The 20,683-nt window shown below is 57.2% G+C and carries 20 protein-coding genes; 9 read left to right on the top strand and 11 right to left on the bottom strand.

The annotated features are described in order from the left end of the window. Window positions 1-14 precede the first annotated feature (14 nt). From E2481_RS16505 to arsD, 5 genes are all read right to left on the bottom strand, one after another. Window positions 15-320 (bottom strand): SelT/SelW/SelH family protein, encoded by a 306-nt coding sequence (locus tag E2481_RS16505; protein WP_136718266.1) that lies wholly within the window; start codon window positions 318-320, stop codon window positions 15-17. Between the two features lie 162 nt (window positions 321-482). Continuing rightward, window positions 483-665, bottom strand: a complete 183-nt coding sequence (gene hcsS / locus E2481_RS16500) for a halo-CC-star protein HcsS (protein WP_250137854.1) — start codon at window positions 663-665, stop codon at window positions 483-485. After that, window positions 662-1,030 carry a halo-CC-star protein HcsL gene (gene hcsL / locus E2481_RS16495; RefSeq protein ID WP_136718264.1) on the bottom strand — a complete coding sequence of 123 codons (369 nt, stop codon included), beginning with the start codon at window positions 1,028-1,030 and terminating at the stop codon, window positions 662-664. The genes hcsS and hcsL overlap by 4 nt, the downstream gene beginning before the upstream one ends. Further along, window positions 1,027-2,949 carry an arsenical pump-driving ATPase gene (gene arsA, locus E2481_RS16490; protein ID WP_136718263.1) on the bottom strand — a complete coding sequence of 641 codons (1,923 nt, stop codon included), beginning with the start codon at window positions 2,947-2,949 and terminating at the stop codon, window positions 1,027-1,029. Before arsA ends, hcsL begins: the two co-directional genes overlap by 4 nt. A 3-nt stretch (window positions 2,950-2,952) precedes the next feature. After that, window positions 2,953-3,282, bottom strand: coding sequence for an arsenite efflux transporter metallochaperone ArsD (arsD, locus tag E2481_RS16485; protein ID WP_136718262.1), 330 nt, complete (start codon window positions 3,280-3,282; stop codon window positions 2,953-2,955). Between the two features lie 244 nt (window positions 3,283-3,526). Here arsD and E2481_RS16480 point away from each other — a divergent pair, with 244 nt between their 5' ends. From E2481_RS16480 to E2481_RS16455, 5 genes are all read left to right on the top strand, one after another. After that, window positions 3,527-3,928 carry an ArsR/SmtB family transcription factor gene (locus tag E2481_RS16480; RefSeq protein ID WP_136718261.1) on the top strand — a complete coding sequence of 134 codons (402 nt, stop codon included), beginning with the start codon at window positions 3,527-3,529 and terminating at the stop codon, window positions 3,926-3,928. Next, complete coding sequence (arsB, locus tag E2481_RS16475; protein WP_136718260.1) at window positions 3,921-5,108, top strand: ACR3 family arsenite efflux transporter; 1,188 nt, start codon at window positions 3,921-3,923, stop codon at window positions 5,106-5,108. Before E2481_RS16480 ends, arsB begins: the two co-directional genes overlap by 8 nt. Window positions 5,109-5,269: 161 nt before the next feature. After that, window positions 5,270-5,704 (top strand): arsenate-mycothiol transferase ArsC, encoded by a 435-nt coding sequence (locus tag E2481_RS16470; protein ID WP_136718259.1) that lies wholly within the window; start codon window positions 5,270-5,272, stop codon window positions 5,702-5,704. 102 nt (window positions 5,705-5,806) lie between these two features. After that, the gene (locus E2481_RS16465; protein WP_136718258.1) at window positions 5,807-7,477 is read left to right on the top strand and encodes a transposase; all 1,671 of its coding nucleotides are present in this window, start codon (window positions 5,807-5,809) and stop codon (window positions 7,475-7,477) included. A 452-nt stretch (window positions 7,478-7,929) separates the two neighbouring features. Continuing rightward, window positions 7,930-9,153 (top strand): phage integrase SAM-like domain-containing protein, encoded by a 1,224-nt coding sequence (locus E2481_RS16455; protein WP_136718256.1) that lies wholly within the window; start codon window positions 7,930-7,932, stop codon window positions 9,151-9,153. A gap of 157 nt (window positions 9,154-9,310) precedes the next feature. Here the strand turns inward: E2481_RS16455 and E2481_RS16450 are convergent, their stop codons facing one another. After that, the gene (locus E2481_RS16450) at window positions 9,311-10,186 is read right to left on the bottom strand and encodes a hypothetical protein (RefSeq protein ID WP_136718255.1); all 876 of its coding nucleotides are present in this window, start codon (window positions 10,184-10,186) and stop codon (window positions 9,311-9,313) included. A 181-nt stretch (window positions 10,187-10,367) separates the two neighbouring features. Here E2481_RS16450 and E2481_RS16445 point away from each other — a divergent pair, with 181 nt between their 5' ends. The 3 genes from E2481_RS16445 to E2481_RS16435 all read left to right on the top strand — a co-directional run bounded on the left by E2481_RS16445 (window position 10,368) and on the right by E2481_RS16435 (window position 11,620). Continuing rightward, on the top strand, window positions 10,368-10,646 hold the full coding sequence (locus tag E2481_RS16445) for a DUF3892 domain-containing protein (RefSeq protein WP_136718254.1): 279 nt from the start codon (window positions 10,368-10,370) through the stop codon (window positions 10,644-10,646). Window positions 10,647-10,792: 146 nt separating this feature from the next. Next, complete coding sequence (locus tag E2481_RS16440; RefSeq protein ID WP_136718253.1) at window positions 10,793-10,960, top strand: DUF1931 domain-containing protein; 168 nt, start codon at window positions 10,793-10,795, stop codon at window positions 10,958-10,960. A gap of 99 nt (window positions 10,961-11,059) precedes the next feature. Beyond that, a complete protein-coding gene (locus E2481_RS16435; protein WP_136718252.1) occupies window positions 11,060-11,620 on the top strand; it encodes a diadenylate cyclase in 561 nt (186 codons plus the stop codon). Between the two features lie 313 nt (window positions 11,621-11,933). Here E2481_RS16435 and E2481_RS16430 read toward each other — a convergent pair whose 3' ends face one another. From E2481_RS16430 to E2481_RS16415, 4 genes are all read right to left on the bottom strand, one after another. Then, entirely contained in the window at window positions 11,934-13,076 is a 1,143-nt protein-coding gene (locus tag E2481_RS16430) for a mechanosensitive ion channel family protein (RefSeq protein WP_256867911.1), read from the bottom strand. An 82-nt stretch (window positions 13,077-13,158) separates the two neighbouring features. Continuing rightward, the gene (locus E2481_RS16425; RefSeq protein ID WP_136718250.1) at window positions 13,159-14,043 is read right to left on the bottom strand and encodes a universal stress protein; all 885 of its coding nucleotides are present in this window, start codon (window positions 14,041-14,043) and stop codon (window positions 13,159-13,161) included. 113 nt (window positions 14,044-14,156) lie between these two features. Beyond that, window positions 14,157-15,806: a cation:proton antiporter gene (locus E2481_RS16420; RefSeq protein ID WP_136718249.1), complete on the bottom strand. Its 1,650-nt coding sequence runs from the start codon at window positions 15,804-15,806 to the stop codon at window positions 14,157-14,159. Then, window positions 15,799-17,505, bottom strand: coding sequence for a cation:proton antiporter (locus E2481_RS16415; RefSeq protein WP_250137852.1), 1,707 nt, complete (start codon window positions 17,503-17,505; stop codon window positions 15,799-15,801). The genes E2481_RS16420 and E2481_RS16415 overlap by 8 nt, the downstream gene beginning before the upstream one ends. Before the next feature lie 173 nt (window positions 17,506-17,678). On the opposite strand from E2481_RS16415, the gene E2481_RS16410 reads away from it, so the two are divergent. After that, the gene (locus tag E2481_RS16410) at window positions 17,679-18,746 is read left to right on the top strand and encodes a succinylglutamate desuccinylase/aspartoacylase family protein (protein WP_136718248.1); all 1,068 of its coding nucleotides are present in this window, start codon (window positions 17,679-17,681) and stop codon (window positions 18,744-18,746) included. Window positions 18,747-18,806: 60 nt separating this feature from the next. Here E2481_RS16410 and E2481_RS16405 read toward each other — a convergent pair whose 3' ends face one another. Next, window positions 18,807-20,588, bottom strand: a complete 1,782-nt coding sequence (locus E2481_RS16405) for an SLC13 family permease (RefSeq protein WP_256867910.1) — start codon at window positions 20,586-20,588, stop codon at window positions 18,807-18,809. Between the last annotated feature and the right edge of the window lie 95 nt (window positions 20,589-20,683).

Genomic DNA, 20,683 nt, shown 5'->3' with positions numbered 1-20,683 from the left:
CGTATCGACTCGACTCAACAACACCCTGGACCGCACTCAGTCGAATCGGAAGCCTCGTCAACGAGTTCGCCCGGCTCACAGTCACACCCGGCGAGTTCGCCACAGACGCCCTCCATGATGGTCGCGAGGTCGTACTCCTCGTCGTCGACGTCGAAGACGATAACGTCGTCTACGCGGACCTCGAAGATGCCGCCGTCGCCAGGGACGAGTTCGACACCCTCCAGTGTGTCACCGCACGATTCCAGAATCTGCGTCTGGGTTTCGGTCGCACGGTCGATGAATCCACACGGGGCACAGTACTCGACTTCGACACTCGTCATCGGGATATCACAGAAACTGCTACGGGGACGGCCTCCATAAGATTCCAGTACCCCGGTGCGAAGCAACTTTCAGCGCTGAAACCACCCGTCGAACGTCCGGTCACGACGAGATACTCGCTGCACGTGAACGCTAGCGGAGTACCGGTCTGTGCGTGGGGACAGTCAGCAGCAGTCGTCCGCATCACAGACGCTGCCGTACTCCAAGCCGGTCGCTTCGCTGATCGCGTCGTTGTACTCCAGTAGCATCGTCTCGAACTCGGTCGGGGCTGCGTCGGATTGGCTGTCGGCCAGTTCCTCGCCGAACGCTTCGGCGGCGGCCAGCACATCCTCGTCGGTCGCGCTCAACAGCAGCCACCCCCGGTGGACTGCGCGAACTCTCGACCGATCTGCTCACTGATCGCGTCGTCCGTCTCCTGGAGCAGGTCGACGAGCGCCTCCTGTGCGTCCTTGTGTCGCTGGATCGTCTCGTTGTCCGCCATCTCCGATTTGAGCTCTCGCATCTCACTCAGCAGGGACTGGTCGTATCCATCGCGTTGCATTCGTTGCTGTTTCTCCCGGTACTCCCCGAGGAGTGCCTTCGCCTCCGCGTCGTTCTCGAGGGCCTGGCTGGCTGCCGTGAACTCTTGGTAGGTCTCGGAGTCCGTGAGCGTCTCGACGAACGTCTGGAAGGACGCGTCGACCGACTCCTCGTCCGATCTAACTTCACTCACGAGACCGTCACCTCCGGCTTGTCAGAGAGCTCCGACAGGCCGGTGATCTCGTCGCCGAACGCGCGCAGTTCCTCGAGACCGACCGGCTCGTCCCGGCGCAGCGGCGCGAGCATCATCGGCGTCTCGAAGCGGTCCTTGATCTCGCCGAGGTAGTTCTCCTGCTGGGCGCGTCGATTCGCGAAGAACGCGTTGTCGCCGTACTCCTCGGGGAGCAGGTAGTTCGCGACGACGAAGGCCGTCTCGATACCGACCTGGTCTCTGAGGTCTTCGGCCGCGCGGTACGCCTCCATCATGGGCGTGTACTCCGGGTACATGACGAACGCGAACGAACTCCGCTCGGGGTCCTGCATCGTCTCGATGACCTCGTCGTACTGGTCGCCCTTCGCGGGAGCGGCTCCCTTCGTCAGCGAGCCGAGGTCCATGAATCCCTTCCAGTCGGAGGGCAACTCCAGCAGGCGGAGCGTGTGCCCCGTCGGCGCGGTGTCGAAGACCACCACGTCGTAGCCGTCTTCCTCGAAGTAGCTGACGAACTTCTCGAGGGCCGCCATCTCCTCGGCACACGGCGACTCCAGTTCCTCCTCGACGTTGGCGATAGCAGCCTCGATGTCGATCTGGGTGTCCTCTTTGTCCTCGTACAGCTCGGTGACGTGGTCGAGGACCTGCGTGCGGTACTCGTCGAGGGCCTTCTCCTGGTCGATGCGGGCCGCGTCGAGGTTCGCCTGGCTCACCGACGTCGGCTCGTGGCCGACCGGCTCACCGAAGATGTCCTCGAGGTGGGCTGCCGGGTCCGTGGTCACGACGAGCGTCTCGTAGCCTGATTCGGCGAGTTTCGTCGCCGAGGCCGCGGCGATGGTGCTCTTGCCGACGCCGCCCTTCCCGGTGAAAAACAGGTATCGCGTTTCGTCACCCGGCGTCACTCGGTCGGCGACCGATTCGGGGTCGGCCAACGCATCGATATCGACCGACTGGTCGGTCTCGACGTCGGTCGCGGAGCCGACATCGACGGTGGCATTCTTGCCGTCGTAGATGACGCCCGCGACGTCCGACAGCAGGTCGAGGCCGGCGATTTCGCCAGGCTGGAGGGGATAGGTCGCCATCGCGTCGGCGTCGAACTCGGTTTCCGCTCGCTCGATGGCCGCCCGTTCGTCCTCGCGTTTCCCCTCGAAGAAGGGGTCCTCACAGACCGACTCGGGGAGGTAGCCGTTGACGACGAGCAGCTGGGACTCGATGCCGAGCTCACCGAGGTCGGCGGCACTGCGTTCGATCTCGTCGAGCGAGGAGTTCTCGGGCTTGCCGACGAACCCGAAGGTCGTCCGCTCGGTGTCCTGGAGCGTATCGATGGCTCGCTCGTACTGGTCTTTCCTGTCTTCCATCGAGGCAGCGGGGCCGATACAGGTCGAGCCCCCCTTCTCGAGTTCGGCGTTCCAGTCGGAGGGCAACTCCATGAGCCGGATGGTGTGGCCGGTCGGTGCGGTGTCGAAGACCACCACGTCGTACTCGGGGCTGTCCATGTAGTCGACGAAGTTGTCGAAGGCCGCGATTTCGTCGACACACGGACTGTTGAGTTGCTCTTCGACGGTCTCGATCTCCTCGTCGTCGAGCAGCTGGCGCATCGGCTCGATCGTCTCCTGGCGGTACTCCTCGGCCGCTGTATCCGGGTCGATCTCGATGGCGGAGAGGTTCTGGATGCCCTCGATCTCGGTCACCTCGTGGCCGATCTGCTGGCCGAAGATGTCCGAGAGGTTCGGTGCGGGGTCGGTCGTCACGAGCAGCGTCTCGTAGTCGTTGTCCGCGAGCCACGTCGCGGTGGCGCAGCTGACGGTGCTCTTGCCGACGCCGCCCTTCCCGCTGAAGAAGACGAACTCGGTGTCGTCACCGCCCGGTTCGACGAGCTCTCGGGGCGTAGCGTCCGTACTCATCGGTTAGGCCTCCTGGGTCGCGTTCTGGGTCTCTCGGAGCTCGGAGGCGAGCTCGTCGTAGGAGAGGTACGCGGACTCGGCAAGTATCTCGTCGTCGAGGACCGTAATCGGGAGAATCGAGGGGCCGTGTTCGTCGACGAGATCGGCGATCGCCTCGGTCTCGAGGAATCGGTCGATGTCGTGTTGCATATTCGCCCTCGACACCTCGAGATCGAATTCCTCTTCGAGTTGATCAAGTGTGGCACTGACCTCGACGAGTTCGTCGTCGGGATCGGGGCCACAGACGCCCGTGGAGCAGCACATCGCCTCTTCGTACAGTGTGAGTTCTATCATATGTGGTTTCCTCGGTTACCGTTCCGACTGCCGGTAGAGTCGTGGTCACAAACCACCGCATCTAGTTTACAAACGATTCAATTGAAACTCTGTTCAGACATCGGCATAAACACTTTGGTTCGCTCACCCACGAGTCCTCGACCCACTAACGACCCCCATTAACGACCCAATAGAGTATGTGAGCTACTCTTCTGGTAGGAATATTCCGCAATAGTTAATTGAGGGAGTGGTCAAGTGATTGCTGATGGCACAAGCGACCGAACGATTACAGCGGTATCTCGACGACGAACTCGGAGAGTGCCGCAGCGAGGACGTCGAGCGTCGGCTCGACGAACTCTCTACGCTCGAAGCCGGACTCGGGACGGCACAGGCGGAGGCCGAACTCGACGTCTTGTCGGCCCTTGGAAACGAGACGCGGTACACGCTCGTCCGCGTGCTCGTCGCAGCTAGAGAAGAACTCTGCGTCTGCGAGCTGAACGCCGTCGTCGATGTGACGGAGAGTGGCCTCAGCCACGCACTCTCGACGCTCGTCGATACCGGCCTCGTCGAGGGCTGGAAGGACGGCCGCTGGAAGAAGTACCGGGCGACCAACCGCGCGGTGGCACTCGTCACCGTCCTCGAAGGGAGCGTGACCAACGATGAGTAACGTCGAACACGAACACGGACCGAACTGTGACTGTCCGGACTGCGGGGACCCCCGGTCGATGGACTTCCTCGACAAGTACCTCACCGTCTGGATCTTCGGTGCAATGGCCATCGGCGTCGGCCTCGGCTACGTTGCGCCGTCGGTGACTCAGCCCATCCAAGACCTCCACCTCGTGGAGATCGGGCTCATCCTGATGATGTACCCGCCGCTCGCGAAGGTCAACTACGGCCAGTTGCCGCGGGTGTTCGCCCAATGGCGCGTGCTCGGATTAAGCTTGATCCAGAACTGGCTGATCGGCCCGACGTTGATGGTCACGCTGGCGTTGATCTTCTTCGGCGGGATCGTCCCCGGCCTGCCGGCCCGTCCGGAATTCTTCCTCGGGCTGGTGTTTATCGGAATGGCGCGGTGTATCGCTATGGTCCTAGTCTGGAACGACCTCGCAGAGGGGTCGAGCGAATACGCCGCTGGCCTGGTCGCATTCAACAGCGTCTTTCAGATCGTGACCTACGGGCTGTACATCACTTTCTTCGCCCTCTTCCTTCCCGAGGTGCTGGGGCTAGAGACACTGTCGGCTGGTATCGCCGAGTTCAACATCACCGTCGTGCAGGTATTCGAGGCGATCGCGATCTTTCTCGGAGTTCCGTTCGCAGCTGGTATTCTCTCTCGGTTGGTCGGGACGCGTACCAAGGGTGTCGAGTGGTACGAGGAGAAGTTCGTCCCGACCATCGATCCAATGACGCTGATTGCACTCCTCTTTACGGTGATCGTCATGTTCGCAATGCAGGGCGAGCGAATCGTCGGTCAGCCCACTGACGTGCTTTTGGTCGCGGTCCCGTTGACCATCTACTTCGTCGTGATGTTCGTTGTGAGCTTCGGGATGGGTCATCGGATCGGCGCGGACTACTCGACGACCACCGCGATTGGCTTCACCGCAGCCTCGAACAACTTCGAACTCGCGATCGCCGTTGCGGTCGCCGTCTTCGGCGTCGGATCCGGCGTCGCCTTCACGACCGTCATCGGTCCGCTGATCGAAGTGCCGGTGTTGCTCGCGCTGGTGTACGTCGCGCTGTGGCTTCAACGAAATATCGACTGGCGGGGCCATACCACGGGACAGCTGGAGAGTACGAAACCGGGGAATACCGCCGATAGAGACTCCGATCACCTCACGGAGGACGACTGATACGTGACTGTCGACACGCTTCTGGCTCTGACCGACGACACCGTCCCGGCTGAAGCCACTACCCGCAGCGATCTCGAACCCCCAGCACAACTCGGTGCGGTTGCTCACGTCAGCCCTAGTGCGGACAACAGATGTGCGACGGCACTTGCGGGGGAGGACGAATGACCGATCCATCAGATCCGATCCAGGTCGCCTTCGTCTGTGTCCAGAACGCGGGTCGCTCGCAGATGGCCTACACGTTCGCCCAGCGGGAAGTAGCGGATCGGGAGCTGACGGGCGAAATCGACCTCGTGACTGGCGGGACACGCCCCGCCGACCACGTTCACGACGAGGTCAATCGGGCAATGCACGCAGTCGGCATCGATATCTCGGACCAAACGCCTCGGGAGATCACATTCGAGGAGACACAGGAAAGCGACTACGTCATCACGATGGGCTGTTCGGCCGAAGACGTCTGCCCGGCAGGGTGGGCAGGCGAGAACCGCGATTGGAACCTCAAGGATCCGGATGGGAAGTCGGCTACCGAGGTCGGTCGGATCCGTGACGAGATCGAACGGCGTGTGGCCGAGCTGTTCGACGAACTCGAATCAGCGTAGGACTCACCCCACTATCGGTCACCTGAGGGTATCGTCCTCGATAATTGCCTTCTGTAGAGACGGAGTCAGAGCGGACTATGAACGCATCCACAGAATCCAGTGATGTCTCGTAAGTCAAATCGAACTGTCTTTCGCCAGATCGCACAACGCTCACACGCAGAATATCCGGCGTATGATTCGACGCCGCTATACGATCGAACCTCGCTCGCAGGGCTGGAATCGGATATTCGCGTCGTCTCGGAGACGTGGTTCAAACACGATGCTCACGAGTCTGTTGAGCACTTCGTCCGGTCGCTTCCCCTGGAGTACTTTCTGTTCGACACTCACGACCGCTATACGAGTTCCACACGCTACGGGATGGATACACTATTTCGGGTATTCGTGTTGAAAGAGATCTACGGGTGGAACCACGAAACAGCGCTCGTTGAGTATCTCAGTCACCGTCCTGAGCTCTGTGAGCAGCTGGGTCTCGAAACAGTCCCCGAGCAGTCGACGCTGTGGCGCAGCTGGCACGATCGCTTTACTGCGAATCTACGCGAGACGGTCGAAACAGCTGCTCGGACGATTCTTATCAAAGCACAGCATGCGGGTGTCGCGGTTCCGCGTGAGTTGGAGCGACAGATTAGATATCACTCAGGAGGCTCTGAAGAGGGAGGATCGGACAATCAGACCATCTTGGAGCAGGCAGAGAAGATCACTGACCGCCTCGGATGGATCGTATTCCCCGCGTTCTCGCTGGACCGAGGAGAGGGATGTGAGATCCACGAGAACGCATACTGGGGCTTACAGACCTACCTAGGGCTCCGTGAGAACTTGGCGGCTAACGAGGGTGCTCGCAGCTTCATTCACGAGTCAACGCGTGATCGAACACCACTCGGACACGGCCATCGCGACCAGATTCGTGATCTCCCTATCGAGCAGATTCGCGAGATGTACCGACAGGCAGTCCAGCAACTCATCAACGAACTCGCGGGGACGGAGGAGTTTTTCCGCGCAGGCATCGTCGCCATTGACATCACTGAGGACGATCCCTTCACGGGTGATAGGACGGGTCACGAGGACGAAATCATCGGTACGAAGGAGCAGACCGACGAGTACGCTTACCAGTGGGCGACCGTCCAGTTGGTCGGCAACGCTGTTCCACTCGTGCTCGATGCGCGGCCAGTTCGACGAGGGGAGTCACGCAAGGAAATCGTTGAAGACCTCCTCGACTCTGCGGAAAACCTCGTTCACGTCGATAACGTGCTGATGGACCGCGAGTTCGATAGTCAGCACGTTCTGGAAATGATCAGCCAGCGTGGACTGTCGTACGTCGTCCCGAAACGGATGCAGACCAGTGAGAAAGCTCAGGCCAAGCGATTGCTCCAGCGCGACCAGGATCGATATGAAACCGATCGGAAGCTCCACCTCGGCAAGAACGAATGGCATGAGACAACGCTGATCTATCGGCGGAAAGAGGGCTCCGAGCACGATGACCATCGACAGTACTCGGTGTTCATGACGAATAGAGGGACTGGGCACCTCACGGAGTACGGCTACCGGTGGGAAATCGAGAGCGGCTACAAGTCGATTAAACGATTCATGGCGGCGACGACCTCGAAGAATTTTGGACTGCGATTCTTCTACTTCGTGTTCGCCTGTTTGCTGTACTCGATCTGGCGAGCGGTCGATCTACTCGTGCAGGTCGAGTTGAACGGTGAGTATGAACACTCGCCGATCGTGACGGCTGATAACACGCTGACGCTGGTGAAGAAGGAAACCGGAATCGGATAGTAATGGGGCTCTCCCCGTGGTAGCGCAGCATCTGAGTGGCAACGCTGTCGGACGTCTCCGAAATTCGCGTATATGGTTGCAAGTTCAACAAGACAGGCCGTTTGGTGAGCAATCTGAGTCAGTCTCCACTAATTGAACCGGCCGAAACCACGCATCACAGGCCCGCTAAACCCGCCATAGTCTCAACTTCCAATCACTTGGATTTTGTATAGCGGTATATGATTTATACCGTTGGCCAAATCCGAATTTCGAGGGATAGAACCCTTCTATCATAGGAAAAATGGTTATGAGACTTCTGTCACCGGTGGTCATGATTACGCCGGTAATCACGACCACTTTCAAGTACCCCGACGCCGTCAGTGAAGCACGAATGCTGCAACCGCCTCAGGACGGCGCTTCCCCCAGGGTAGAGCCATCGAGACCGGGTCTGCAGGACGGTGGAGGGTCGGTGGATGCCTGACCGAGCACTTTCGACGCCACTCGACGACAGCTTCGAGCGCTACCTCCAGGACAAGGGGAAAGGCCGCGGTGGGGACGGTGGGAACTATCGACGCAACGCGGCCCGCGAACTCGCGCGGTTCGCCGAGTGGGCCACCGGCGACCGCGGCGCCGACGACTGGACTGGGATCGTCCCCGACGCCGTCGACCGGGAGCCGACCTTCGACGATCTCGACGAACGCGTGTTCCGGGAGTACGCCCGGCATCTTGGTGGCGACCGAGGACTCAAACAGAATACGGTACAAACCTATTACCGCTATATTTCTGCGTGGTGCGGGTGGTGCGTCAACGAGGGATATCTCGAAGCGCACTACGCGCAGCGGGCAAGTGCGATGGCGCCGCTGCCGGAGGACGACGGCCGCAAGCCCGGCGACCAGCAGGCCTGGACGTCCGCACAACGCCACGCCCTCACCCGCAACGTCGACGAACGGGCCCGCGACGCCGTCGAGGCGTACACGACACTCCCAGAGGATACTGACCCCATCGATAAGCAGCGAGCGCGCTACGAAGCGCTGAAGGCGGCTCGTGACCGGGCGCTCGTGTTCGTCCTCGCGTACACAGCTGTCCGCGTCGGCGAACTCCTCCGGGACCCGAATGACCCGCGCCGGCGCGGCGTTCGCTGGGAGGACCTCTCCCTCGACGACGGGAGTATGGACGTCTACCGGAAGAAACAGCAGTGGGACGCCGCGAGTCTCCCCGACCCGGTGATCTCGCCGCTGCGGAGCTACCGCCAGCTGATGGATCCACCGACGGAACGATGGCCGGTGTTTCCGACGTTCGACCAACGGACGCTCGCAGGACTCGTCCAGGATGAGCTAGCCGAACGAGGGGAACGCTCGGAAGCAATTACTGAGCGCCGTGAAGAGTACGCTCGCGACCTATTGCTGGCGGTCGATGAGGATATTCGCCCTCCCTCGATCACGACGGACGGCGCACGGTCGATTCTCCAACGGCTCTCGGAGGCTGCGGAGATCGACATTGATCATCCGAAACACGAATATCTCGCGCCCCACGGTGGTCGTCGAGGAATGGGGGAGGTCCTCGTTCGCGCGTTTGGGTATACAGTCGCTGCTCGATATCTCGACAACTCTGAGGAGATGGTCCGGGAACGGTACTCACACATCGAGGCGGGGGAGCTCGGTGACGTAGCTACCGAAGCACTAGAACAGATCGATTGACGCAAGCGTTTATACGGGAGCAGAACCTAGATTCGATTGATCAATGAGTCTTGACCAAGCGGTTGACGAAGCGCTCGCGACATACAATATGTCGCGGAGCGAAGAGGCCGAGGAAGCGGGCCGAACAGTCGCTACACTCCAAGACTGAAAGGGCCACTTAGTCGAGATTCCGAATCTTTTCCGCGAATTCCGCTTTCGAGAGTCCTGGCGTCTCTTTTAGCTCCGGATAGCCGGCACGTTCGACAGCCTCCTCAACGAACGTTACCCAGAGATCTTCGTGCTTCTCCGCGTAGACGATTTTCGCCTCAGTCGGGTACATATCCAACTCGTATTCAGTCAAGTCGATTTCGACTGCGTGTTTCCGCTCAAGTGTTCTCGCGCCGAAGCTATACAGGTGCTTGAAGAGGACGTTCTTCCGTCGAACGGTCAACAGCCGCTTCGATTCGTTGATGTACTCGTTCACCCATTCTCGCCAGTCGTAGGAATTTGAGTCGGTTTCTACTGAGGTTTCCGGCATGGCGAAGTCCGGATTCAGGCGCCGGAGGTAGAACTGAATCAGCGCAACAGCGGTTCGATGATTGGCATTCGGAAGCGCGTGTTTGAGGATCAGGTTCGAGGCGAGTTGACCAGCTACGTCTGTCGCTGATCCTTCCCATGACGTCCGATCGAGAACATCCGGCAGCGCATCGATGTCGATATTCTTGTACGCCTCGACAGGCACTCCCTCCTCTTCTTCGTTCTGAGCGAGAAGTGCGCGATAAATCTCGAGGAGACGAACGACGATGGTGCTGTTGTCGGCACTCATCTCTGAGAGCGACTTTTTCAGGTTAAAGTCAATCTCCCTCACGGGTCCACCGCCGATGCGGGACGTGTAGATGACGTAGAATGGTTCGTCAAGGTCGTATTCTAGGAGCTTTATCGCAACATCATCGTCGTAGCTGACGATCTGCGAGACGATTTCGTCGGAATCTGGATGGACGAAGTCAAGAGAGAACTGCTTGTCGCCGGGGTGGTGGTAGTAGACGTGGCCCATCTGCGTGCGTATTACTACTCAGCTCTACTTATAAATCAAGTTCACGAGCAAGGCTCTCATCGAAGATTTGGTGAACTACCATTAAACTCCACTGGAGGTGCCGAAGCGAACAGCCTGAACGGCAACGATGCCCGTGAATCCACTGGCCAGATTTATACCATATAATGAACGATGTAGATCTATGGCAGTTAGAGTCACCTGCGTTACGAAAGACGACTCTCACTTAGATGGCTGTGAATGTATTACTACTATTGGGTGGAAGAACCCTTCATCCGGCGACACAGGCTCTTCGTCTCCCCAGCAAATGTATGACTTCATCGAGAATGATGGTGGCCGAGCATATGTAGAGTATGACGGTGACACGGCTGATCTAGTAGCTGTTGATGGTGAAACCAAGAAACACGTACGGACTGAACCCGGAACACCTGACAAAAACTTACTTGATCAACCGTCCTGCTGAGTGATCAGAAAAGGTCGGTCCCGCTAGCTTTTCTAGATTCAATAAATTCTACCATATCACTAAGAACGTCTGAGCTGTAATGTGACGATATCTAGCGTGAGAAACTTCGAACCTTTATATGGCGGACAAGAGAACTCCGCGATGGAATGTCTGACCTAATCGTCAAAGCAGCCGTGAAGGACGCGCTCTCGGACCACAACGTCTCGGCCGATTTCTACGACGCTCTCAACGAAGAAGTCGTCGAACTGCTCGACGACGCCGCGAACCGTGCCGAGGCCAACGACCGGAAGACGGTCCAGCCTCGAGACCTATAGCCTGACTACGTACGTCAGACCAGAGCCACAAAATCCCAATACGCGGACGGTATCAAGTGTAGCGGGCGATATTTATGGGTGACTCCACGACAAATAGGCATGCCTCCTCTTGAGTCGTTGGATATTGATTATCAATCTCATGAACGTGTAACAAAGTTAGTTGATATCCTCCAGTTCTGTATCGAGGATATTAGTTTGGCGTTCGAGTCTTGGGATGAACCGTACGTCACTGGTCCGGGGCTCTACTTTGCCATCGTCTCGGGACACACGGTGCGAAATCACGCAGATCCGATGGGGGCGAATAGATGGCCCGTATCTACATCTCGTGATGTCCTCGATGACGTCGATAGCTTCTATGAAGCAACGGCTGAGGTTGCTCGCAATCGTGACGGAGCTGTCGTTATCAGTGTGGATGGGATCGTCCAGGAGCAGATGGTCCGATTCCATGATTATTCGTCTGATCCAAATCAGCCAACCGAATCTCACATTCAGTATGCCGATTGGATGGGGTCACGCCATATGAGTGCCGCCGACACGTCTGCGCGGCCTGATGTCGTTACGACGATGACCCTTAGTGCTGAAACAGGGCGCGTAACAATGTTCAACGATGGAGAGTACACTACGACGCCTCGTGATGAACTCTATCAAGCGTGGCGGTAATCGGAGTTCTTCGTTTCAAATTGGGATGTCGAAGGCCGGTGAATATGTGCTCTCCTTCGAGAATAGTTATAGATATTTAGACGAGGTTACCGACGGGGAGAGGGGTTAACTTCGAGAATTTCCGGATCGTCAGCCATCGAGTGGGCGCAGCTCTGACACAGATACGTGATAATCTTCGCCTCACTCTGGAATCGGACTTCCATTCGTACCCCATCTCCCGATTCACAACGGTTACACTCCATATGAGGGAGACGAATTGACCGCCATTAATGAATTCGGAGAATCGCAGGGACAAGCTGGGGGAGAGATCTACTTAGTTGCTTGATTCATCTGAAAGTGGTTCTTCCCCCTCATTAACGTATGTTTGTTCCTCAGACTGTTGTGGAAAACCATTTTGTTCCGATTCGAGGAAGCTGATTTCCCGCTGCGGGAAGGGGATGACGATGTCTGCGTTGTCGAATTCGTCGTAGACCAGCCGATTAATCTGGTCAATCGCTCGCTGCTCGCTAAAGGGATGGGCAACATAGGCCCAGAGTTCGAAGATGAGTGCAGAATCACCAAACTCGCGGAACATCACCCGCGGAGAGGGCGAGTCGAGGATAAGTGGGATTTCGTCGCAGACTCTCAGGAGAATCTCTTCGACATCTCGATAGTCCGTTCCATATGCGGCTGTAATCGGAACACGAATTCGCTTTCGTCGCTGTGGTGCTGACTCGTTAACGACCGATGCGGAGTTCAATACCGCGTTCGGGACTGTAATTAGGATATTGTCGCGTGTGAGAACCGTCGTACTCCGAATCCCAATGTCAGTAACCGTCCCTCGCTGGCCGCCCTCCAAGATGATCACGTCTCCGGTATTATAGGTGTCGTCGAAGTATAGCGAAACACCACCGATCAAATTACCGATGGCTTCCTGTGCAGCCAACCCAAGGATGATCCCGATGATTCCTGCCGACGCGAGAAACGGGGTGATATCAATCTCCCAAATGACGAGGAGGCTGATCCCGGTCCCGAGAACGATGAGGATGGTCCAGAAGTTCTTGAAAATTGGCGAGAATTCATAGTCACTCTCAGTCGCATTCACGGCCTCGATCCACTGGCCTCCGAGGCGTTTTGCTGCTCGCATCCACAGCACGACGAGTATCGAAAGGATGGCACCGACGAGGAAGTAACCCGATTCGACGACCCCGAGAACGCTTAGACTGAGGTAAATCCCGCCAAGAGCTACTGAAACGTACAGAGGCATGTGAATCTCTTGGAAAAAGGCGCGGTTGATCGAGTCGTCTGGCCAGTAGTCTGATTGGTCTAGGAGTTTATGTCCGCTCCACTCAATCAGCCGTGAAAAAAGGTATGAGATGACGAGGATAGCGATGACGAGTAGCCACGGCCGGTCACTGAGGGGGATGTCGCTAGCGGTTTGGAGTAGAAATTCTGGGCTGTGAGAGATATCGAACAATGTCCTGTCCATAGTTGATTCCGGTATAAGTGTGTAGTGAGTGGCTCTCGAACTCATTTCGGGCTTCCGGTTTCCGCCACCGTTAGAAACGAAGTATTTCGCGTCGGAGGCGTGAGATGAGCCGTGCCAATCGAGAGGGGATATTTCGGTGCTCTTTGACCATCAGCACCGAGCTAGCCGATCGTCGCCCCACCTGTTCAGGGAGCGATCCGATAACAGAACGGCGGAAGAGGTCTTCAGACGTCGCCCCGAGAACAACGAGATCAACGTCTTTCGATTGGTCGACTATTGTGTCACCAACGGAATCACTCTCCACGATTTCTTGAGTAATCACTGGAACGCCAGTAAATCCGGCGATAACACCCTCTAACATCGTTTCTTTCTCGTCACGTGTATCTGTTGTTTCGTTGGGTGAGTGGACGACGATGACACGGATCTCGGCATCGTGAACGCGAGCGAGGGAGCCTGCTACGGTTGCAGCCAGTTTTGTGTTCGGACCCCCAGCGACGGGAAGCAGAATTTGTTGTAGCTCTTCATCGCCGTCCATCCGTTTAACGAGTACGTCGCACGAGGCCTTTCGGAGCACCTGATCGAGATGGGAACCTAAGATTATGTCCCGTCGACGTGGACGCCCTCGCCATCCCATGAGAATCGTCTCGATGTCCTGCTCTTCTGCAACGCTGAGAATTCCGCTCGCTATCGAGCGAGCAAAACGAATGCGGCTCGATACCTGGATAGCGGGATCGCTGACGAGATCAGCAGCATAGTCGAGAATCTCACGCTCGTCGGTGACGAGTCGCTCTCCTTCAGAAAGCGGTACCTGCTCGGGAACTCTGATCACCGTCAGCGCCTCGAGTGGACGTCCGGTGTCAGTCGCGATATCCGCAGCCGTCGAGACGAGTTGGTCTGCCGTCTCTGGATTTGCGATTGGAACGAGAATCGGCCCCTGGGTGGTCGAATCAGTCATTACGTATTGAATGTTTCACACTGGGTTTAGGGGTTCGGTCCGACCGATATGGGAGAAGAGTGTACGAATTCACAACGAGGCTGGGTGGGCTCCATCCCAAGGTTCTGTCATCACTATCGAAATTCCAGGTCCTGGTGTAAGCGGCGTTTGTTCCGTGACCGCAACTCTTCGAGCGACACGTCTTCGGTGAGTACCGTTCGAATCTTTTCCAGGAGCTGTTCCGAGGCGAGGAAGTCGGGAACGATAACGTACTCTGCACCAGCTTCCAGCAATTCTCCCGCTTCATCGACGCGGTCCGACCGAAGGATGATATCCGCATCCGTTTCTAATCCAAGGATTTGGCTAGAAATCTGTCGGTCGGAGACTGTCGAGAGAATCAATTGCGCTTCATCGGCGTTCGCTCGCTCCCAGGTTTCGCTGCTAACTGCATCGCCGAAAATGTGATTCTCGTGGGTTGTGGCCAATTCATGCCTGTCCGGATCGTGTTCGACCACGACAACGGGTTGGCCTTCATCTTCACACGTCCGCGCCGCAAGTGTTCCGAGTCGGCCGTATCCAACGATAATGACGTGGTCTGTCAGAGATGAGTCGACGGAACTTCGACTATTCAGTTTGGAGTGCGTCGATTCCAGCGGGAGAATCCGCATCAGGATTCGGTACAGTGGCTCGCTGTACTGACGCGTCGCGGTTGAGGTGATCATTGTGAGTGCCGCAACGAGGATAATCGCCTCGAAGACGTCCGGTTGAATCCGCTCGAGTATCAACGCCTGAATCGCGATGATGAGGGCGAATTCGCTCACTTGGTCGAGCCCGAAGCTCGTCAACGATGCCGTTCTGGTTTCGTACCCCTGATAGAGGAGCGCGTAGATCGTCACCAGAGGCTTGAGTACGACGATTACGAACAGCAGTACTCCAGCGAATAGCAGCGCACGCGGCGTGGGAACCGTGATTAGACTCCCGACGGTGACAAAGAAGACCGCAGCGAAGAAATCGTCGAACGATTCGAGACCCGCTTCGAGCGCCAATTTGTCCGGGAAGTCCCGTGTGATCGCCAGTCCGGCGGCGAACGCCCCGACGACGATCGAGATGCCTGTTAGCTCGGCGAGGCTGATGAACCCGAGGAGGAGCGCGACTCCGGTCAAGATGATGAGTTCGTCAGAGTCCCCCGATAGCGAGACGAGAAGATCGAACACGTACACTCGAACGAGCGCTGCGACGAGGAGGATAACGACGCCGTACCCGAGTTTGAGCGCAATACCATCAGGAGTGAACACGTCCGCGCTCAACACGAGGATGAGCACGACTGCAAACAGGTCCTGTGCGAAATGAATCGACGAGATGAGGCGTCCCTGAATGAGATTACGACGAATGTCGTGTACCGCAAGTTCCCGGCCGACGAGTGAAGAACTGAGTGCAGCTGCACTCGCGAAGTAGACTGCGTTCAACATATCAAGTCCGAATACGAGTCCTAGACCGAATACGAGACTACCGATCAGCAGGACTTGGAGGGCAGCGACGTGCTCGCTGTCACGTGCAACGGCCCGGAACCGCCCTGGTTCGACTTCAACACCGAAGGTGAACACGAGGAATGCGACTCCCCATTGTGCGAGCTCAAGGGTGGTCCCTTGCGGGATAAACGGCGCCAGTATCACTCCCACGATGATGTAGATCGGCACTGCAGGTATCCCTAGTCGCGTCGCAAACACGAGGAAAATGGCGGCGACGATGAAGATTGCGCCGAGGGGCGTCAGGAGCTCAACCATCGAACTCACCTCGGACCCAGCGGAGGTGGCCAATGTCGCTGTCTACCACCGACCAGAACTCTTCCGGTTCGTTGAAATACCGACGCAGGTGGTCGGCCAGTTTTTCACTCGTGAGGGCGGTACTGAGGATGACGTATTGGGCACCGCGGTCGTATAGGTCAGCTGCATCTTCTGTTGACTCGGCCTCGGCGAAGACGACCGTCTCGTCCCCAACCTCCTTGAGGAGGATTCGGTTGATATCCGGTTCGACTGTCGAACTCAACACGAACGCGGCTCGCTTGAGCCCGGCGCCGCTTCGGATCTCGCCGTGTTTGAAATCGCCGTAGATGTACTCGTAATCGGCGGACTGATGGATCTCTGCGTGGGCTGGATTCCGATCGACGACGACCACATCCCTGAAGTGCTCCTGGAGTAACGGTAACGCGGCACGAATAATCTCGTCGTACCCGACGACGACGGCGTGATCTCGATAGACGTGGAGGTCGACATCCCGTTTTTCCTCGCTCTCAAAACGTGCCAGATAGGGCTTGACTCGCTCGTAAATCTCGTAGTTGTAGTTAATGAGGTACGTCGAGAGACTCATCGTGACGATCGCCATCAGGCTGAGGTACCCCAGTATCGACGCGTCGATGAAGCCCTGAGTAACTGCAAGAGCGCCGACGACGAGCGAGAACTCGCTCACCTGAGCCATATTGAGGCTCCCGATGAACGACGTTTCCGGCGTGAACTGTTCGCGGTCGATGAGATAGAAGATGATCAGGAAGTTCCCGACCATGAGCGCGGCCGATGCGATTAACGCTTCGACCCAATAGGCCAGAAGGTTGTCCGCAGCGAGCTGGAGGCCAATGCTGGTGAAGAACACGACCATGAAGAAGTCGGTGATCGGCCGAACTCGCTCCGTGAGTTCGCTCGTGTACGGAACCTGTGCGAGACTTAGTCCTGCGAGAAACGCCCCGACCTCGAGTGAGAGATCGAGCTGTTCGGTCCCGAGAATGAAGACGAACGCCCATGCGATACCGACGATGAAAAACGCCCGTCTATCCTCGGCAACGGCCCTGAACAGCGACGGGAGGAGATACCGTGCGGAGAGATACGAGACGATGCCGATCCCACTCATCAACAGGAGTATTGTCCCGATGCTGACGGCGATTTCCTGGGGATTCGAGAGTGAGTCGGCGCTCAGAACCGCGAGGAGAATGACGAGATAGATGTCCTGAATGATGAGGACGCCGACGTCGATCTTTCCCGGAAGCGTCGCCAGTTCGTCTTTGTCGGAAAGCAGTTTCACGATGATCGGCGTCGCCCCGAAGACGGTCGCTAGTGCGATAATCGTCGTCTCGAGTAGCGTAAAGCCCAGCGCGAACGCGACACCGAAGGCGAGCGCGGTCTGGAGAATCGTCTGCCAGATAGCAATGTTGACGATGGGTCGGAGAATTTCGCGGATGTCGTCGATACGCATCTTCATCCCGATGAGGAAGAGGAGAAATCCGAGTCCGAGTTCGCTCATCAAGACGACGAGCTCTGACTGAGAAACGATGTCGAGGAAGACTGGGCCGAGAACGAGTCCGGTGAAGATGTACGCGACGATGGTCGGCTGGCCCGTCAACCGGGCGATGTAGCTCAGAAGGACCGCCGTAATGATAATGATCGCAAAGTCAGTCGCAAAGGGAAGCGACCCAGTCTGTAGAAGCCCGATCACATACAGAGAGTACGTCCCGACCTCAATGAGTATACTGATTTAAGCGGCTGCCCGGTCCCCGTTTAGCGGACCGCCGTCTTTTCTGAGATAATGTCGTGTTCTCCTTCAAGAGATGGTAGTCCAATATTTCACGCATCGCTGTGGTTTTAGTTGGTCAATGAGTGAGGTGGCCTATGGAATCCGATATTTCTGAACCGGAGCCCTTCCAATACGATGCAGAGGTCGATCCTGGTGAGAAACGCCACATCCGGTATGAAGTGGGGGAGAACTACCTCGGCGACTCGGTCGAAATCCCTGTCACGATAATCAACGGAACGCACGGTGGACCGACCATTTTTTTGACCGCAGCGATTCACGGTGACGAACTCAATGGAGTGAAAGTCGTCCAGGAAATTGCGGACCGGTATCAGCCAAGTGAACTCCATGGAACAATCGTCTGTCTCCACGTGGTGAACGTGCCCGCATACCAGGCTCAACAGCGGTATATCCCGATTTACGACCAAGATCTCAACAGAGCATTCCCAGGACGTGAACGCAGTAATACCGCTGAACGAATGGCTCATCAGATCTACAGCCGATTTATCAGTAATTGCGACCTCGGAATCGATTTCCACACGTCAACGCGCAACCGGACCACGATGTTCCACGTTCGGGCGGATCTCGAAAACGAGGACGTCGAACCGCTTGCCCGCTCGTTCGGTGCGAACGTCATTCTGTACGGGGCTGGGGAATCGAAATCCTTGCGTTCGGTCGCTACGTCCGATGGAATTCCGACAATTACGGTCGAGATGGGGCGGGCCCAACGTTTTCAACCTGCCCTGATCGACAAGGCGGTTAATGGCGTTGAGAGCGTTCTGGCTCAGTACGGGATCCTTCCTGGAACCCCGGTTCACTGGCCCGGTTGGTACAAGGTGACCGCGGCTGACAGCGAGAAACGGTGGCTTCGAGCTGAAACGGGCGGGCTTGTCGAAATGGAGTGGGGACCGTATCCGCTTGTTCACGAAGATGAAACGATCTGTACGATCACGGATCACTTCAAAACAGAGGAACACGTCGTAACTGCTCCCTTTACGGGGCTGATCGTCGGTGTACTCGAGAATCCGGTTGCGCTTCCGGGCCATCCGCTCTGCCACCTCGTCCGACTCGACACGGAGACGCGTGATGAGATCGAACGGGAAATTCGACGGGGTGAGTTCGACGGCTATCGAATGCACAACGGGGATTACGGTACAGACGACTAGCAAGCCTGAACTACGGAGATATCGTGAGAAGACCGTTCTGGCTTCGAAATCTGGCTTCCATTATGGAGTGAGTCCCCAGAACATTGCGACACCGACGGTAATGACGAGGGCGATGAGGAACTGAAGGGGGCCTCCAACTCGGAGGAAGTCAGTAAACCGATACCCACCTGGACCGTACACCATCAAGTTCGTCTGATACCCGACGGGCGTCATGAACGAACTCGCGGATGCGAACATTACCCCGAGGAGAAAGGCAAACTGATTCGCCCCCAGCTGTGCGGCAGCGTCGACGGCGACGGGGATCATCAACACGACCGTCGCAACGGGAGTGATGACGTTCGCGAACAGACCGGTGACGACGACGATCAGCAGGAGAACGCCAATGAGGGGCAGGAAGGCTCCACTGGCGGAGAGGACGTCGGCGACCATCTCCGCACCACCGGTTTCCTGCATGGCGATGCCGAGGGGAATGACACCGGCCAGCAGGAAGATGATGTTCCAGCTGACCGAGTTGTAGGCGTCTGACGGCGTCAACACACCGGTCACCACCATCGCGAAGACTCCAAACAACGCTGCAATAGAGATCGGGAGGTATCCCAGGGCAGCAATCCCGACGACGGCACACATGATGCCCACTGCGAGTTTCGCATTCCGATCGATTGGGGGTAATCCGTCGCCATCACGTTCGAAGATATCAAATGGTGGCGCATCGACGCGGATGAAGTTCCCTCGATCGTGAATATACGCCAGTGCCGCGTCGTTCGACCGGACGAGCAACGTATCACCCACCTCGAGAACGACGGATTCGAGGTCGTTGATGATTCGTTCCCCGCTTCGACGGTTGATTGCGAGGATGCTCGTCTCGTAGCGTTGCGAAAGACGGTACTCGCCGAGTGGTTTGCCAATATAATTCGAGTTCGGGGCAACCACGAGTTTGGCGAGTGAGTTCCCGCGGTCCTGATCCGAGAAGGTGTCTTGGTCGACGGATTTTTTGGACAACTGTGTGAGATCGTTCGCCGTTGCAAACTCATCGACGGCTTTGTACTTCCCCAGCAGAACGAGCCGATCCCCGGATTCGACAACGAGATCCGAGGTCCCGGGGAAAGAACTCGATCCACGATCCAGCTGTATAATATCGATTTCCGAATCTCGGTCTATCTCGCCAAGGTGGTGGCCGATGAGTTCGGAGTCAGCAGTGACGCGGACCTGGTACAGGTGATCCTCAAGTGCAAACGCTTCGGTCAGATCCTCTGCCGGCGGCACGCGTGCCGGGAGGAGTCGACGGCCGACAGTCAACAAATACAGGGTCCCGATACCGAGAATGATGACGCCGAGTTGGGTGAACTCGAAGAATCCGATAGGACCACGATCGAGAAGTGTCGTCGTAAGCGAACTCGCGATGAGATTCGTCGACGTCCCGATAAGAGTCAACGAGCCACCGAGGATCGCAACGTAGGATAACGGCATTAACAGCTTCGACGGGGAAATCTTGCTCCGGTTGGCGAGATTGATCACCATCGGCATGAAGATCGCCACGATCGGAGTGTTGTTGATGAATCCCGCTAGCGGGTACGTTGCACCCATCGATGCAGCGAGCACGCGGCGTTCCTTGCCACGCGTGAGCTTCGCGAGTTCGACCCCTAGCCGTTCGATGAGGCCGGTCCGCTGGATTCCCGCACTGAGCATATACATCGCGACGATAGTTACCGTCGCGGGATTCGCGAATCCCGAAATCGCGTCGATGGGTCTGACCCCAGTTATCGGCTCTAATGCGGCCAACGTCACCATCACTCCAATCGCCGTGACATCATTAGAGATAATCTCGCTGACGAATAGGACCATCGTCACCGCAATGATAACGAAAACGACGAGTGCACCAGTATTCAGCCCTTCAGCCAGCATATCAATATAGATACGCTAATCGGCATCCTGGGAGG

It is taken from the genome of Halorientalis salina, from assembly GCF_005049285.1.
In the GTDB taxonomy this organism is placed as follows: domain Archaea; phylum Halobacteriota; class Halobacteria; order Halobacteriales; family Haloarculaceae; genus Halorientalis; species Halorientalis salina.
Note: the sequence above shows the minus strand (reverse complement) of the source record. Positions and strands in the feature narration are given on the sequence as shown.

What these genes read in the sequence shown, in the direction of transcription:
- E2481_RS16455 (WP_136718256.1), top strand. Translation starts at nt 7,930, where the DNA reads ATGCCTGACCGAGCACTTTCGACGCCACTCGACGACAGCTTCGAGCGC.
- E2481_RS16405 (WP_256867910.1), bottom strand. Translation starts at nt 20,588, where the DNA reads ATGGTCCTATTCGTCAGCGAGATTATCTCTAATGATGTCACGGCGATT.
- E2481_RS16470 (WP_136718259.1), top strand. Translation starts at nt 5,270, where the DNA reads ATGACCGATCCATCAGATCCGATCCAGGTCGCCTTCGTCTGTGTCCAG.
- E2481_RS16435 (WP_136718252.1), top strand. Translation starts at nt 11,060, where the DNA reads ATGCCTCCTCTTGAGTCGTTGGATATTGATTATCAATCTCATGAACGT.
- arsA (WP_136718263.1), bottom strand. Translation starts at nt 2,949, where the DNA reads ATGAGTACGGACGCTACGCCCCGAGAGCTCGTCGAACCGGGCGGTGAC.
- E2481_RS16465 (WP_136718258.1), top strand. Translation starts at nt 5,807, where the DNA reads ATGTCTCGTAAGTCAAATCGAACTGTCTTTCGCCAGATCGCACAACGC.
- arsB (WP_136718260.1), top strand. Translation starts at nt 3,921, where the DNA reads ATGAGTAACGTCGAACACGAACACGGACCGAACTGTGACTGTCCGGAC.
- E2481_RS16425 (WP_136718250.1), bottom strand. Translation starts at nt 14,043, where the DNA reads ATGACTGATTCGACCACCCAGGGGCCGATTCTCGTTCCAATCGCAAAT.
- arsD (WP_136718262.1), bottom strand. Translation starts at nt 3,282, where the DNA reads ATGATAGAACTCACACTGTACGAAGAGGCGATGTGCTGCTCCACGGGC.
- E2481_RS16445 (WP_136718254.1), top strand. Translation starts at nt 10,368, where the DNA reads ATGGCAGTTAGAGTCACCTGCGTTACGAAAGACGACTCTCACTTAGAT.
- E2481_RS16420 (WP_136718249.1), bottom strand. Translation starts at nt 15,806, where the DNA reads ATGGTTGAGCTCCTGACGCCCCTCGGCGCAATCTTCATCGTCGCCGCC.
- E2481_RS16480 (WP_136718261.1), top strand. Translation starts at nt 3,527, where the DNA reads ATGGCACAAGCGACCGAACGATTACAGCGGTATCTCGACGACGAACTC.
- E2481_RS16440 (WP_136718253.1), top strand. Translation starts at nt 10,793, where the DNA reads ATGTCTGACCTAATCGTCAAAGCAGCCGTGAAGGACGCGCTCTCGGAC.
- E2481_RS16410 (WP_136718248.1), top strand. Translation starts at nt 17,679, where the DNA reads ATGGAATCCGATATTTCTGAACCGGAGCCCTTCCAATACGATGCAGAG.
- E2481_RS16450 (WP_136718255.1), bottom strand. Translation starts at nt 10,186, where the DNA reads ATGGGCCACGTCTACTACCACCACCCCGGCGACAAGCAGTTCTCTCTT.
- E2481_RS16505 (WP_136718266.1), bottom strand. Translation starts at nt 320, where the DNA reads ATGACGAGTGTCGAAGTCGAGTACTGTGCCCCGTGTGGATTCATCGAC.